Source organism: Pseudomonas sp., assembly GCF_040514055.1.
In the GTDB taxonomy this organism is placed as follows: Bacteria; Pseudomonadota; Gammaproteobacteria; order Pseudomonadales; family Pseudomonadaceae; genus Aquipseudomonas.
In genome coordinates this window covers 26,988-41,635 of record NZ_JBEVDL010000080.1, presented here as the reverse complement: position 1 = coordinate 41,635, position 14,648 = coordinate 26,988, and the positions used below count along the sequence as shown (strand labels likewise).

The window sequence follows — 14,648 nt, the reverse complement described above, 5'->3', positions numbered from 1 at the left end:
CAGGGGACGGCCGCAGGATGCCCGCCTGCGCGGGCATGACGAAAAAGCAGGGCGCGTGTGCTTGATCGCTCGCGCGGGTCATGATGCAGTGCCGCGCCGGGAGCTTCCGACATCTCCGGTGATCTCGCCACCGACATAACCACAAGGCGCATCGAGCCATGACGTCGACCCTGACCGCTGAACTGTTACTGGCGTTCGCCACAGAGGTTTCATGCCCGCCGCTGATGTCCCTGCGCGGCGGTGATGCCCTGGACGACTATGGGGCCGCCATGCCTTTCGATTCCCAGCTGGACCGTATCTGCGACGAGTACCTTGAAGCCTTCCATTGGGGCCTCGGTTACCTTGACGCGGGTTCGTGGCGCCATTACCTGCCCCTCTTGTTTCAATACGCCTTTAGCAGGATCGAGCAAGGCAGCGTGGTCACCAGCGCCCTGCTGCACTCCCTTTCTCCACCGGATCGACTGCCTCCCCGGCTGGGCTCCCTGTCCTATGCCCAGGAAGCAGTTGTGCGCCAGGCGCTCGAACACCTGGCCTTTGCCGAGGGGGCGGCACATAGCGAACAGGCGTGTCAGGTGCTTGAAGCGTGGTGGCTGCCCAACGCGCTCTACAGGCCTGTCGCACAGTGATACCGCACCTTATTGCCGGAAAGGCGCAGTACCGTCCACAGCGACGCTGTCTGGCTTGAAGACCCTGCTGTAGGTGCGCGGGGCGAGGGCACTCAGGCGCGGCGCTGGACCCGGGCACCGCCGAAGATCAGTTGCTGCACCAGGGGGCGGTTCACGAAGCGAGCAGGGAAGATCGGTTCGGGGGCACTGGCCTGGTCCAGTCGGGCCCGTTGCGTGTCGCTAAAACGCACGGCCAGGGCGCCGAAGTTGTCCTCGGCCTGGGCCAGGGTGCGCGCGCCGATCACCGGCGATACCACGGCGGGGTTGAGCAGCGTCCAGGCCAGGGCGACCTGGGCGGGCGTGACGTCCAGCTCGCGGGCCACGCCGCCGACCACTTCGGCAATGGCCAGCGCCGGGTCGTTCATATGGCCGCAAGAGGCTATCACCCCCTTGCGGGTGGCGGAGACGCCCGCTTCGCTCTGTTGCTGCAGGTCGGCGCGACTGTATTTGCCGGTGAGGATGCCGCCGCCCAGCGGTGACCAGGGCATCACGCCCAACCCCAGGGCCTGAGCCATGGGCATCAGCTCGTGCTCGACGCTGCGTTCGATCAGGCTGTATTCGATCTGCAGGGCAATCAGCGGCGACCAGCCACGTAGGTCGGCCAGGGTCTGCAACTGCGCCACCTGCCAGGCGGGGGTGTTGCAGATGCCCAGGTACAGCACTTTGCCGGCGCGCACCAGGTCGTCCAGCGCGCGCATCACTTCCTCGGGCGAGGTGGTGAAGTCCCAGGCGTGCAGGTGCAGCAACTCGATGCGGTCGGTGTCCAGTTGCCGGAGGCTGGTTTCCACCGAGCGCATCAGGTTCAGGCGGTGGTTGCCGCCGGAGTTGGGGTCGCCGGGCTCGCGCGCCATGCTGAATTTACTGGAGACTACCAGGCGGTCGCGGCGACCCTTGAGCAGCCGCCCGAGGATGCGCTCCGAGGCGCCGTCGGTGTAGTTGACCGCCGTGTCGATGAAATTGCCGCCGCGCTCGACATAGGCCTCGAAGATGCGGCGTGCTTCAGCCTCATCCGCGCCCCAGCCCCAGTCCGAGCCAAAGGTCATGGTACCGAGCGCCAGGGGCGAGACGCGCATACCGGATCGTCCGATCAGGCGATAGTGGTCGAGGGCGGTGAGAGAGGGCATAAAAGGAACTCCTGCCAGGTCGTGACTGTTGTACTGCCTGGCGACAGTCTGTTCCGGACAGCGCCGCGGCCTGTAGCCGGATCGTCCGGTATTCTTGTACGATCATCCGAATCGGTGCCGGCTGCCCTGTTCGGTACTTGCCCTGGGGAGTCGGGTTTTATGACTGTGCTTGAAAGGCTGGTGGAGCTTCTGGGCCGACACACCGGCGAAGACGGCCTGCACCGCTGCGCCATCGCGGGGGTAGGTCTGGTGCGTATGAGCACGCCGACCCTGGCCATGCCAACGGTTTACGAGCCGACCCTGTGCCTGGTCGCCCAGGGCAGTAAACGGGTGATGCTGGGCAGCACGGCCTATGTCTACGACGCGGCCAAGTACCTGATCGCCTCGGTCGACCTGCCGGTCATGGGGGCGGTGATCGAGGCCAGCCACGCCAAGCCCTACCTGTGCCTGGCCCTCGACCTGGACATGGCCGAACTGAGCGATCTGGCCCTGCGTCATCGCGTCCGGGAACCGGACCGCGGCACGCCCTCCGCGGGCCTGGCCTTGAACACCACCACGGCCGAACTGCTGGACGCCGCGGTGCGGCTGGTCGGATTGCTGGACCGGCCAGACGACATCGAGGCCCTGGCGCCGCTGGTGAAGCGCGAGATCCTCTACCGACTGCTGACCGGCGCGGGCAATGCCATCGTCCGGCAGATGGCCAGGGCCGACAGCCGCCTGAGCCAGATCGCCAGGGCCATTGCCTGGCTGCGCGGCCATTACACCGAGCCCTGCCGCATCGACGAAGTCGCCGATATCGCCGGCATGAGTCGGTCCACCTTCCACGCCCATTTCAAGGCTGTCACCGCCATGAGCCCCTTGGAATTCCGCACTCAGCTGCGGCTGCAGGAAGCACGCCGGCTGCTGGTGGCCGAGGCGATGGATGCGGCGGGGGCGGGTTTTAGGGTCGGTTACGAAAGCCCGTCGCAGTTCAGCCGCGACTACGCCCGCATCTTCGGCCTGCCTCCGGCCAAGGACGCCTGCCGGTTGCGTGGCGCGGTGGAGCTGGTGTCGCGCTAGCCTTGATGCCAGTGGCGGGAGGAGGGACCTGCGATGACTGGATCCCCGACTGCGCGGGTACGACGGGGGGAAGGCACTGGCAGTGCACGGCCTTTGGGCTCGCTACCGACCGCCCCTCTGGCGGCGGGGGAGGATTGGCGGCACCTGGATACCCGCCTGCGCGGGTATGACGGGGGAAGGCACCGGCCGGGCCCGACTTGACGCAGTGCACGTCCTTTGGCCTTGCCACGGACCGCCCCCTCTCCCGGCGGGAGAGGGTTGGGGTGAGGGCGCAACTTTACGGTTGAAATCCGGCGGTCTAGTGTTGTGCCAATGCCACTTTGCAAGTTGTCAGGAGTCAGGGATGGCCCGTCGTAATCGCCCCTCCGTATCCGTAATCCAGGCCGCAGTCGTCATTGCTTCGCCCCGGCTGATCCTGCCCCTTGTGCGTCCACGCTATCACCCTGCCAGTCCGCCGCTGGCGCCCGCGTGCGCTGCCCAGTCCTCCGTCCTGAGCTAATCAACGCCACAGCAACCGTACAGAAACAGGCTTGCGCTTTTTTGCGCGTCGACCCTACTCGGCCGGGGATCGAAATTCGCTGATCAAACAACGGCCGTTTTCGCACTTGAACAAGGAAGAGCATATGACCCCTGATAACCCCAATTTCAGTTCCAGCGACAACGGTCAGTTGAGCGGTTCTGCGTCGGGAGGCCCCTTGGGGCCGGACGACGGCAATATGATCATCAATGGCAGTACCAACCTGGCTGAGTGCATCTGCGGTGCAGCCAGCGACGCCTATGTTCAGCAGGTCTGGGTCGAAAACTACGAGGGCGCGCAATACCACTACAAGATCCACGCCCTGGGGCGCGGCCCCTCAGGCATCGGCAACAAACTCAATCTGACCTTTATCACCGCCGCCAATGAGAAGGTCACCTTGAGCCTGAGCAGCACCACGGAGGAGGACCATGACGTCAAGTGCGTGACCGCCGGCGTTATCCAGATGGAGTGGTACGTCGACTAGGCCTTCTGCGAGGCACGGGCCGCCTGGTTTGCCAAGCGGCCTGGTGGCGCCGGGGGGCACGCATACGCCCTCCCGGGACTGTGGCCGGGCCTAGGGCTGGAGAGGGAGAGCGGGGGGCGACTCGTTGCTGTACTTGTAGATGATGGGTTCGAAGGTGTTGGCGGCGTACCCACGGCGCAGGCACTGATTGAATTGTTCCAGGAACCAGCCCATTTTCAGGGATTTGGCGATGCCCATGTACTTGTGGTCGGTCTTGAAGGGCAATGGCAGGGTGACAAATGTACCGCCATGTAAACTCGTGCTGCTTTGGGCGAGTTTTGATATATCCACGCTGGAGCCGATCAGAATGGCATCGATGCGTTCGCGCAGAAGCATCGCCAGGCCACTGCGGGTGTCGTTGAAGCCGACGAGGGTGAGGGTGCCGTCGGCAATGGCCTCGTCGAAGTCGGAGCCATAGCTGGTGCCGATGGTCGCGCCGATCAGCTTGTCTTTCAGGTCGGGTATTTTCTCGTACGGAAACTCCCGTCCCTTCTTGACCACCAGCACGATGCGTTCGGTGAAGATGGGTTCGGAAAAATCGAAGAGCGTCAGTCGATCCTTGCTGATCGATAATCCGATGACGCCTCCCTCGCTGCGCTCGCCCATGGTATAGGCACGTTTCCAAGGCATCAGCTTGATCTGGTAGGGGACCTGCATGTCGTCCAGGCAGAGCTGGGTGATGTCCACCACGATGCCTTTGGCTTTGCCATCCTGCTCGAAATATTTGGGAAAGCCATCATGGGAGCCATACACCATAAAGGCCTCGGCCTGTGCGGTTCGCACGGCCTGCAAGGCCACTAGCAGGATCAGGCAGATCAGCTTTCTACCGCACATGGGGTAGAACCTCGCGCAAAGGCTGGAGGACGCCCCTTCACTCTAGCTTAAGCGTCGGTGGCTGCTCTCAATCGATTCAGCCCGATAACGGAGGCCGAGTCCTCCAGGCCTGAACCCTCGCCGGGCGAACATCACCAAGGGGTGAAAATGCCGACGCCCCGCCAAGGAGGGCGTCGACATGGGCCAAGGCCGGGGGCGAATTATGCCGCCCTTCCGATCCCCCCGCTGGGCGATGGGAGAAGGCCCTGCTTTGCAGGGGTAACGCTGCGCTGCACGACGCTGTAGCGTGAAGCCGGTGTGGAGCGCAGTCCATGCCATCACCCGCTGCGATGGCAAAAGCTGGCGCGCTTTATTCACCCGCAGGCGCCAGTCCCAGGTACTGCTGCAGCATCTCCCCGACCACTGCCCGTAACGCCCCCCGCGGGGGAATACCGTTGTCGTCGGTGGGGATCTGCCGCTCGGCGATCAGGTCGAAGTCACCGGTGTCGGCATTGATCGAGCGGTACTCGATATACAGGTGTCGCGGTGTGCCCTGGATCTGTTCGGTGATGCTGTATTTGAACTGCAGCGCGCCCTTGCGGCTGAGGCAGTTTTTAGTGGTCGACAGGTAAAACGACCGCCAGCCCTCGGTGGCATAGAGCGCCTGGGTCCACTGTGGCTCACCGATGGCCTGTAACAGCAGCAGTACCCCGCGCACTTCCTCATGCACTCCGGCGATGGCGGCTTCCCACGAGGCCAACTGGGCCGCACCTGAAGTGTCCTTCGGCTTGGCGGTGACTTGCCGGGCCTTGGCCTGGGGCAAGGCCATGGCCTGTTCAGCGAACTCGCTGCCCTTGAAGTTTTTCAGGTCGGCCCGGGTCAACTCACCACGCTGGGCCAGGGTCTGCGCCAGCGCGAAGGCAACGTCGAAACACTGGTTGCCCAGGGCAATGCTGAGTGCGCTGCGTTTGCGTTTGTTTTTCAGGCCGGGGTCCGCGCCCTGTTCCAACAGTATGCGGGTCACGCTTAACGTGTCGCCACAACGGCTCCAGGCGCAGCTGATGCCAGCCACGATCGAGGCCAACCCGTCGGCATCGCCGGCGGCGTACATCAAGGCGGTATTGCCGTCCCTGTTGACGGTGTGCGGATCGGCGCCGAGTTCCAGCAGCCAGCGCACCCCCTCGGCGGCACCGCAATAGGCGGCCATCAACAGCGGATTATAGAGCCCGCGGCGTTCGTAGGCATTGATGTCCGCCCCGGCGGCCAAGAGGCGCCGAACCGCCCGCTGGAACGCCTGCATGTCCTCGACGGGGGTGGGTGGCAGTAAGACGAAGCCGAAAATCTCACCCTTCAAGGAGCCATAACCGATCAGGCCGCAGATCGGCGAATCCTGTGCGTCCGCCGGATCCGCGCCGGCCGCCAGCAGCAGGGCGAGCAAGGCATCGGCCAATCGCGGGTTGGAGGAAAACCCTTGGCAAAGGATCGACAGCGGCGTGTGACCGCCGCGCAGACGCTTGTTGACGTTGGCGCCACGGCGGATCAGCTCGGCGAACAAGGCCAGATAGGTCTCGGTGTTGCCTTCGGAGGCCGAGCGCACCTCAGCCATGCAGGCCAGCAACGGCCACTTGTCCTCGGGACGAAGCAGCTTGTCGGGATGCACGCCGCGTTGCAGCAAGGCCTGCGCCTCGACCAGGTGGAGCGTGTCGCGCCTGAACAGGCGTGTAAGGGCCGCGCTGAGCTGATCCTTGTCCATAAACAGGCTCTGGAGAAAGTTGGGGCATAACGATATCACGCGCTGCAAACGCCAAGATCAATGCCCTGGTCGAGGAGGGCGTGAACAACGTGAATGGCAGATGGGCGTACTACCGGCCCTGCTTGCGCAACGCGATGCCACCCGCACTCACTTGTGCAGGAAGTTCAGCAGGCTCTGGTTCAGCCGGTCCTTGTGGGTGTCGGTCTGGCCGTGGGGCGCGCCGGGGTAGACAATCAGAACCGCCCCCGTGCTGATGACCGTCATTAGCACGGCTATAGCTGCGCCCTGAATGCCGTGTGCAAGGGGCATTTGGTGGGGCATTGCCCGTCGTGGTCGCTCGATTCAGCAGGTGCGAGGTGCACGCGCACAGGGCTTGTGGGCGTTGCTGTATAACCGTCGTTTGGTTATGCCGAGTCGCCAGGAGCTGCTGTGAGTATTTGTCGCCTGCCGGGCTCGCCTCTTTTTTCATGTGGTGCCGCTATCACCCGCTGGAAGACGCACAATGTTTGACCGCATCCGAAAACGACCCAAGCCCAGGGTCTACCTGGGGACTCTTACCGTGCTGCCCAGGAGCGACTTCAAACGTCACTTCGAAGGTGGCGGTTTCGTATCTGGCCAGCCCTTGGAAGCGCCTCTGCGGCTGCGCTTGGAGGAGATTTTCAATCTGCCCCTGGCCCGCGAGTGTGAGCATCCGGGTGCCACGGACCTGGCGGTCGATCTGGTCGTAGTGGGATTTCAAACCGGCACTAATCTGGCGCTGTGGGAGCTGGGCGTGCCACTGCTGTGGCGGCCGAAAATCGAACTGGCCGCTCGCGTGTATCGGCTGGGCGACGGCGAAACAACTTACCTCACCCAAGTCGTCACCAAACAGCCCTGGAGGGAATACAGGGCACGCCTTTTGACAGTACGCTCGATTCTGGGCCTGCGTCCCCTGTTCGACGCCGAGGATATGGCGGCACTGTTGAGCAAGGCCTGCCTGCAGATGCTGCCCAGGCTTATCCGCGCGGTCTAGGGCGTCTTGCAGCGCCGCCGAGCGGGTGCTCGTACAGAAGCCGTGAATGGCTCGCTTGGCCCTTGGCGGCCTCAGCCCGGATCCAGCTGCGCGCACAGATACAGCTGGCGGCGCAGCCACTGGTGACCGGCGTCATGTTGGCTGCGCGGGTGCCAAGCCAGGCCCAGGCGAATGTTCGACAGCGCCAGCGGCGGGTCGAACAGGTCCAGTTGGTGTTCGAATTGGCTGAGAAAGCGCGCGGGCAGGGTGCAGACCGCGTCGGTACGGACCAGGATCAGCGGCGCCAGGGCATAACTCTGGATCGAGATGGCCACGTTGCGCGAACGTCCCAGCGCCAGCAGCGCATCGTCGATCACCCCGGCGAAACGTCCTCCCTGGGCCGAGACTATCAGGTGATCGAGGGCGCAATAACCGTCCAGGTCCAGGGGCGCGGTGCCGCGCGGGTGCCCCTTGCGCTGTGCCGTGCGAAAGCCGTCCTGCCACAGCGGACGGTGCATCAGGTCGCCAGGCAACCCTTCGGGGCCGGTGATCAACAGGTCGATCTGCCCCTGTTCCAGGCGGTCGAATGCATCCTGCGGCGGGTGGATAAAGGCGATCTTTGCGGATGGCGCCAGTTCCAGCAGGCGCGCGCAGAGCTCCGGTGCCAGCACGGCTGCGGGGGTATCGAGCAGGGCCACGATAAAGGAACGGGTAGTCTCTGCGGCCATGAAGTCGCGGGGCGGATCGACCAGCCGCTTGAGGCCTTCCAGCACCTGCAGCAGCTCCGTTTCCAGGGTTTCGGCGCGAGGCGTCGGCACCACGCCGCGACCATTGGCCGCCGGGACGAACAGCGGGTCGGCGAAAATCTCGCGCAAGCGAGCCAGGCGCCCGGACAAGGCTGGCTGGGTGATGCCCAGGTGGGTGGCCGCCCGCGTCACATTACGTTCTTTAAGCAGGGCCTTGAGGGCGAGCAGCAATGCCCCGTCCATTTGCGCATAGCTCATCCAGGTTATCCCGCTCGGACTGCAATCCAGGGAGGATACCGCGCGGGGCGGCAGTTTTTCACCTGTGGCAGATGCCCCTGGCCGAGCCTGGTGAGTGGAAACGGCCGGCCTAGGGAGATCGAACGCCGCGCTAGCATCGACCCGTATGGGTCAGGACGACCCAGCCGCTCCCTCAGCCCGTACCGCCATGCAGCGTCTGACGCATGCACCTCGGTGAAGCCCGCCAGTGGGGCCTGCCCCGCTCATCGCGTGTCACGCCGTATCAATCCCGGTTGCGGTACTCGGCGGGCACCCACTGGTAGTGCGCGCCCTCGGGGCGCATATAGCCCACGCCGGGGAAGGGCAGGTGAGCGGCGGCCACGCGCTTGCGGCCCTGCGCCGCGGCGGCGAACTGCTGGAGGCGCTGTGCGCGGGCGGCATTCTGGTCGACGTCGAACTCGATGGTTACCTGCGGCTGCGCGAACTGGACCAGGCCGACGTGCAGGATATCGCCCCAGAACTCGATGGATTCGCCTTCGCTTTCCACTGAATAGAAGGCGTGGCCCGGCGTATGCCCCGGTGTCGGGATGGCCATGATGCCGGGCAGGATCTGGGTGGTGCCGGAAAACGTCCTGACCTTGCCCGCGTCGAGGTAGGGCCCGACGGTGTTCTGCGCTTCTTCGAGGTGCTTGGCTTTCAGGCCCTTGCCCAGGTTGGCCGGGTCCAGAAAGAAATCGATATCGGGCTGGCCGATGTGAACGGTCGCGTTGGGAAACAGCCGTTGACCGCCGCGGATCAGCCCTCCGGAGTGATCGGTGTGGATATGGGTGATCAGCACATCGCTGATCTGTTCGGGCCGGTAGCCAGCCGCGGCTAGGCTTCGCAGTAGCTGGCCGCCGACGGCACCGAACAGCTCGCCGGCGCCGGTATCTATCAGGGCGATATAGCTGCCGCTGTCGACCACATAGGCATTGATTGAGGTCTCCAGCGGGTTGCGGGCAAACCCTTTTTGCAGCAGCGCGTCGATTTGCGCCGGGCTGATGCCCCTGAGCAGCGGGTGCAGGTCGAGTGGCAGGGTACCGTCGCTCAAGGCGGTGATGCGCACCTTGCCCAGGTTGAAGCGATAGACACCCTGCAGCTGTGACGCGCTAGCCTTGGTCGCAGCGGCTGGGCCGGTACCGGCCTGCAGGGGATAGGCCGTGGCGACCCACAGCAATGCGCCAGCCAACGCCGCGAGTGTCAAACGCACCTTGCCGTTCATCAAAAGCCTCCAGGGTCTATTGGCGCGACCCTCGATGGCCGCGGGTTCTACCTTAGGGGCAGGCCGGGTCGGCGAGAAGCGCAGTGGCGGTTATGGGAGCCATAGGTACGGCTGATGGGGGGTATAGCGGCGTCGGCTTCGTGCAGAGACGGGCATCAGGTGTGGAGATCGAACGCAGTCGCTTTCCAGCGTGCCGCATTAGGACTGCCGGAATGAAGCGCTAGGGCCTGTGGACATTGCGAGTCGCGTTGCCCGTCTGGTGGCGGTGCAGCCTCGCGCCGAGGGGGGTTACCTGGGCGTTGCACTGTCATCACTCCACTAGGGCGTCGGCCCGGGGGCGGTCCTCCAGCACATGGGTAGAGGGCATGCTCATCCCTTGCCAGGTCTTGCGCTACCGCATAGGCCGTTGGGCGTGCAACCCATGCGCACAGTGTCAACAGGCCCCAGCGTGACGCAGATGGCTTTTTTCCAATAAAAGCAGTTTTCACATAAACTCAGGCGGTCGGGCGGCCGTCGCCGTGCGCAAGGAACAGAGGGTTTTCATTTTTGCCAGATTTTTCAATAATTTATTTATGCTTTTAGTGCCCGCTTGGGGTGATTTCCAGGGCTGACGACTGATGAGTTATTGAGAGATTTTTGTATGCGTGTTTCAAATGGAAAAAGAGTGCTTATTACCGGCGGCGCCGGTTTTTTGGGCTCTCACCTCTGCGAACGGCTGCTAAATGACGGCTGTGATGTCTTGTGCGTGGACAATTTCTACAGCGGGACCAGGGACAATGTGGCTCATCTCTTGAGCAATCCCCGATTCGAGTTGCTGCGCCATGACGTCACGTTTCCGCTTTATGTCGAGACAGACGAAATCTACAACCTGGCATGCCCTGCATCACCTATTCACTACCAACGAGACCCCGTGCAGACGACCAAGACAAGTGTGCATGGGGCCATCAATATGCTTGGTTTGGCAAAACGGACCAAAGCAAAAATTCTTCAAGCCTCAACCAGCGAGGTCTACGGCGACCCTGAAATTCATCCGCAACGCGAGGGCTACTGGGGACATGTGAATCCTATCGGGATTCGCTCCTGCTACGACGAAGGCAAGCGCTGCGCCGAAACCCTGTTCTTTGATTACCACCGCCAGCATCAGTTGGAAATCAAGGTGGTGCGCATTTTCAATACCTACGGACCGCGGATGCATCCCAACGATGGGCGTGTGGTGAGCAATTTTATTGTTCAGGCCCTGTGCGGAGAAAATATCACCATTTATGGCGATGGTTCGCAAACGCGGAGCTTCTGTTACGTAGATGATCTTATCGACGGCTTTGTTCGCATGATGGCCAGCCCCTTCGACCTGACAGGACCGATCAATATGGGCAATCCCGTGGAGATCACCATCAAAGAACTAGCTGAAACCGTCCTGAAAATGGTGGGCGGGCCGTCCAAGCTGATCTTCCAGGCATTGCCGCAAGATGATCCGAAGCAGCGCCAACCCGATATCACCCTGGCACATGAAACGCTGGGTTGGCAGCCCAATATCAAGCTCGAGCAGGGGCTCGAAAAAACGGTCGCTTACTTTCGGGCGCGCCTGGAAATATGAATTGCGCAGAGCGTAAATTGATCATTGTCACCCCTGTTTACGAAGACGTTGACGCAAGCAGCCGCCTCTTTCAGGAGCTGGCATTGCAGTTTAAGAACGATCTTTTCGTGGTGGCCGTAGACGATGGGTCGGTTATCCAGCCCCTGGAAATATCCAGCCTTGAGAAGGCGGGAGTCGACGGGGTGGTTTTGACACTGCGCCGTAATGTCGGGCATCAGCGAGCCATTGCCATTGGCTTAGGCTACGCCTCGGAGATCATGCGGCCGGATCAGCGCATTGTTGTGATGGATTCAGATGGGGAGGATTTGCCGTCGACCATTGCCGATCTGTTGTTGGCCTTGGCCGATACGGGTGTCGATGTAGTCGTCGCGCAGCGTGAGAGTCGGGTGGAAACCTTGAGGTTCAAGGTCTTCTATGCCGTCTACAAACGTTTCTTCCGGCTGATGACCGGTCGCTCCATCAGTTTCGGGAATTTTATGGTGCTCACGCCGGGCGCAGTAAAGCGCCTGGTGGCCATGCATGAACTGTTTATCCACGTTGCCGCTGCTGTTCTGGCATCGAAACTGCGAACCGGCAGGTGTTCCATCGACAGGGGGCCGCGTTATGCCGGGCAATCGAAGATGAATTTCGTTGGGTTGGCGTTGCATGGCTTCAAGGGGCTGATGGTCTTTGCCGAGGATGTGCTGGTGCGGGTAGGGATCGCCTGCGCGCTGATCGCGAGTTTATCCGTAGTGGCCGCGGCCGCCGCAGTGGTGCTCAAACTGCTGGGCATTGCGACGCCCGGCTGGTTTTCCGTTGCCTTGGGCATCCTCGTGTTGATGTTCCTGCAGACGGGGGCGCTCGCGCTTATGACCTTGATGCTGACCGGGTTGGTGCGCGGTGGAACGGTCACTGCGACTATTGCATACCATGATTTTGTAGAACGGGTGAGCGAGACGAAACAGCCAGTAGGCTCGGCATGAACATAATGGCTCTCCCCGGCTTCAGGGCTGTAGTCGCCACAGGGGCGCATTATGCTGCCCTGGCATTCAACCGGAGTAGACGTACGTTAACGTCTGCGGGCGCGCCGCAAAATCCGCAGTGTTATCTGGGCAGTCCATTGGTAATGTTCAAGTCATGAAATTCATTAGCGCGGCCGCCGCGACGCTGCTGTTTGTTAGTGTCCTGGTCATAGTGTACTGCGTGCATATTTCGTACTTTAGGGTGGGCGTGGTGTTCTATGCCGCCATTGCAGATGGCGTTATTTCCGCAGCCTTGACGGGCATCGTCTTGTGCGCGGCCAAAGTCTTCAGGTCGCTGGGCAGCTTTGAAAAGGTGCAGTTGATTGTTATTTGGCTGTTGCTCGGCTATGCGTTAGCCATCTCAGTGCCGACAGTGATTGATCGTTCATTGTCTTTTTACCTACTGGAGAAGCTTCAGCAGCGTGGTGGTGGCATTGCCCAGGCAAGTTTTGAACAGCTGTTTGCCCAGGAATATATGAGGGAGCACCACTTGGTTGAAGTAAGGCTAACTGAGCAGCTCGAATCAGGGACCATCGAAATTGTAAATGGGTGCGTTAAACTTACAAAAAAGGGTGCGCGTCTGGCAAGTTTTGCTCGCTACTTTCGGCAACATTGGCTGCCTAAGCAGCGATTGCTGATGGGAGATTATTCGGATAAGTTAACTGATCCTTTCAGGAATAGCCAAATAGCCTTCAATTATCTTTGTGACTAGTCGTTAAGGCGGAATCCGCGTTGAGGTCAGTGGTCAGCGTTCTTTGAGGTCTGAAATGGAAGTTGTCAGTCAAGGGAGGGTTAGGCTGACAGCGACCGAAAATAATGAGGTTGGCGTAAGGCTCACCCTTTGATCCCGGCAATAACATTACCACTGTAAAAGGTTTAGACATGAAGATTGCGATTGCCGGAGCAGGGTATGTGGGCTTGTCCAATGGGATTTTGCTTTCGCAGCACCATGAAGTGGTTGCTCTGGACATCGTTCCAGAAAAGGTGGCCATGCTCAATCGTCAACAGTCGCCGATCATTGACGCCGAGTTGGAGGATTATCTCAAGAATAAATCGCTGAATTTTCGTGCGACGCTGAACAAGCATGAAGCCTATGAGGGCGCCGACTACGTCATCATCGCAACGCCGACGAATTACGACCCGGCGACTAACGGCTTTAATACCCAATCCATTGAAGAAGTGATTCGGCATGTAATGGCGATCAACCCCAGCGCTGTCATGGTGGTCAAATCAACCGTCCCCGTTGGCTTTACCGCCAAAACCCGTGAAGCGTTTGGGTGCGATAATCTCATTTTTTCGCCTGAGTTTCTGCGGGAAGGTCGGGCCTTGTACGACAACCTCTATCCCTCAAGGATTGTCGTAGGCGAGCGCTCAACGCGGGCCGAGGTCTTTGCCCGGCTACTCCAGGACGGTGCCATCAAACAGGACATCCCGCTACTGTTCACGGATGCTACGGAAGCTGAAGCCATCAAGCTCTTCGCCAACGCCTACCTCGCCATGCGGGTGTCGTACTTCAACGAGCTCGACACTTATGCCGCCTCCCATGGCCTGGATAGCAAACAGATCATTGACGGCGTTGGGTTAGACCCGCGCATCGGCGCGCACTACAATAATCCCTCTTTTGGCTATGGCGGTTACTGTTTGCCTAAAGATTCCAAGCAGTTGTTAGCCAATTATCAGGATGTTCCGCAGAATTTGATTAATGCAATAGTTACGTCGAACAGTACGCGTAAGGACTTTATTGCGGATGACATCTTGCGGCGCAATCCGAAAGTGGTTGGTGTTTATCGTCTGAGTATGAAGGGCTGCTCGGATAATTTTCGCTCCTCAAGTATTCAAGGCATTATGAAGCGGATCAAGGCGCGGGGGGTCGAAGTTGTAGTTTTCGAGCCTGCCCTGAGCGATTCAGCGTTTTTTCATTCGCGGGTGATTCAAGATATCGATGAATTCAAGCGTGAGGCCGATGTGATCATCAGCAATCGCAACTCCGATGAGCTCGCTGATGTTCTGGATAAGGTCTATACCAGAGACTTGTTTGGGCGTGATTAATGGAGGGGTGACCTGCTCATTGCCGGTTTCGGGACGATACACATGATCAAGCAGCGGCAACTGCCTCGGGCTGCAGGGCAAGACAGGTTCGCCGTATCTCAGTTAGAATCCCGGGATTTTTTGTGGCAGCGCAGGCGCCCTTCGCGCACTGGCATGACATAACCGAATTTTTCATTGCTCCGTCGACTTGCTGGGTGGACGCGGCCAACTCCCTATTCTGGACAGTGCTTTGGAGTCGTATGCAGGCAAGTAGGCTCACCCCTGAGAAATGGAGGGCACATTCCGCGGGTTCGGGCGTTTTATCCAACGCTTTCC

13 protein-coding genes and 1 pseudogene are annotated in these 14,648 nt (G+C 60.8%); 8 read left to right on the top strand and 6 right to left on the bottom strand.

Translation table 11 applies throughout. The features are described 5' to 3' along the window. The first annotated feature begins 158 nt into the window (after positions 1–158). Positions 159–626, top strand: a complete 468-nt coding sequence (locus ABWY06_RS22055) for a DUF6714 family protein (protein WP_353927733.1) — start codon at positions 159–161, stop codon at positions 624–626. 92 nt (positions 627–718) lie between these two features. Here ABWY06_RS22055 and ABWY06_RS22050 read toward each other — a convergent pair whose 3' ends face one another. Beyond that, positions 719–1,789, bottom strand: coding sequence for an aldo/keto reductase (locus tag ABWY06_RS22050; RefSeq protein ID WP_353927732.1), 1,071 nt, complete (start codon positions 1,787–1,789; stop codon positions 719–721). 159 nt (positions 1,790–1,948) lie between these two features. Here ABWY06_RS22050 and ABWY06_RS22045 point away from each other — a divergent pair, with 159 nt between their 5' ends. Continuing rightward, positions 1,949–2,848 carry an AraC family transcriptional regulator gene (locus ABWY06_RS22045; RefSeq protein ID WP_353927731.1) on the top strand — a complete coding sequence of 300 codons (900 nt, stop codon included), beginning with the start codon at positions 1,949–1,951 and terminating at the stop codon, positions 2,846–2,848. 623 nt (positions 2,849–3,471) lie between these two features. Continuing rightward, positions 3,472–3,849 carry a hypothetical protein gene (locus ABWY06_RS22040; protein ID WP_353927730.1) on the top strand — a complete coding sequence of 126 codons (378 nt, stop codon included), beginning with the start codon at positions 3,472–3,474 and terminating at the stop codon, positions 3,847–3,849. Between the two features lie 90 nt (positions 3,850–3,939). Here ABWY06_RS22040 and ABWY06_RS22035 read toward each other — a convergent pair whose 3' ends face one another. The 3 genes and pseudogenes from ABWY06_RS22035 to ABWY06_RS22025 all read right to left on the bottom strand — a co-directional run. Further along, entirely contained in the window at positions 3,940–4,722 is a 783-nt protein-coding gene (locus ABWY06_RS22035; RefSeq protein ID WP_353927729.1) for a substrate-binding periplasmic protein, read from the bottom strand. A 349-nt stretch (positions 4,723–5,071) separates the two neighbouring features. Continuing rightward, positions 5,072–6,454: an ankyrin repeat domain-containing protein gene (locus ABWY06_RS22030; RefSeq protein WP_353927728.1), complete on the bottom strand. Its 1,383-nt coding sequence runs from the start codon at positions 6,452–6,454 to the stop codon at positions 5,072–5,074. A 147-nt stretch (positions 6,455–6,601) separates the two neighbouring features. Next, positions 6,602–6,700 (bottom strand): annotated as a pseudogene (locus ABWY06_RS22025) (alpha/beta fold hydrolase); the annotation flags it as partial. Positions 6,701–6,956: 256 nt separating this feature from the next. On the opposite strand from ABWY06_RS22025, the gene ABWY06_RS22020 reads away from it, so the two are divergent. Continuing rightward, positions 6,957–7,466: a hypothetical protein gene (locus ABWY06_RS22020; protein ID WP_353927727.1), complete on the top strand. Its 510-nt coding sequence runs from the start codon at positions 6,957–6,959 to the stop codon at positions 7,464–7,466. A 71-nt stretch (positions 7,467–7,537) separates the two neighbouring features. Here ABWY06_RS22020 and ABWY06_RS22015 read toward each other — a convergent pair whose 3' ends face one another. Beyond that, positions 7,538–8,449: a LysR family transcriptional regulator gene (locus tag ABWY06_RS22015; protein WP_353927726.1), complete on the bottom strand. Its 912-nt coding sequence runs from the start codon at positions 8,447–8,449 to the stop codon at positions 7,538–7,540. 262 nt (positions 8,450–8,711) lie between these two features. Next, positions 8,712–9,689, bottom strand: coding sequence for an MBL fold metallo-hydrolase (locus tag ABWY06_RS22010; RefSeq protein WP_353927725.1), 978 nt, complete (start codon positions 9,687–9,689; stop codon positions 8,712–8,714). A gap of 664 nt (positions 9,690–10,353) precedes the next feature. Here ABWY06_RS22010 and ABWY06_RS22005 point away from each other — a divergent pair. The 4 genes from ABWY06_RS22005 (at position 10,354) to ABWY06_RS21990 (ending at position 14,333) form a co-directional block, all read left to right on the top strand. Further along, positions 10,354–11,283 (top strand): UDP-glucuronic acid decarboxylase family protein, encoded by a 930-nt coding sequence (locus ABWY06_RS22005; RefSeq protein ID WP_353927724.1) that lies wholly within the window; start codon positions 10,354–10,356, stop codon positions 11,281–11,283. Positions 11,284–11,300: 17 nt separating this feature from the next. Then, the gene (locus ABWY06_RS22000) at positions 11,301–12,245 is read left to right on the top strand and encodes a glycosyltransferase (protein WP_353927723.1); all 945 of its coding nucleotides are present in this window, start codon (positions 11,301–11,303) and stop codon (positions 12,243–12,245) included. Positions 12,246–12,399: 154 nt separating this feature from the next. After that, positions 12,400–12,996 (top strand): hypothetical protein, encoded by a 597-nt coding sequence (locus ABWY06_RS21995; protein ID WP_353927722.1) that lies wholly within the window; start codon positions 12,400–12,402, stop codon positions 12,994–12,996. A gap of 170 nt (positions 12,997–13,166) precedes the next feature. Then, positions 13,167–14,333 carry a nucleotide sugar dehydrogenase gene (locus ABWY06_RS21990; RefSeq protein ID WP_353927721.1) on the top strand — a complete coding sequence of 389 codons (1,167 nt, stop codon included), beginning with the start codon at positions 13,167–13,169 and terminating at the stop codon, positions 14,331–14,333. Positions 14,334–14,648 lie beyond the last annotated feature (315 nt).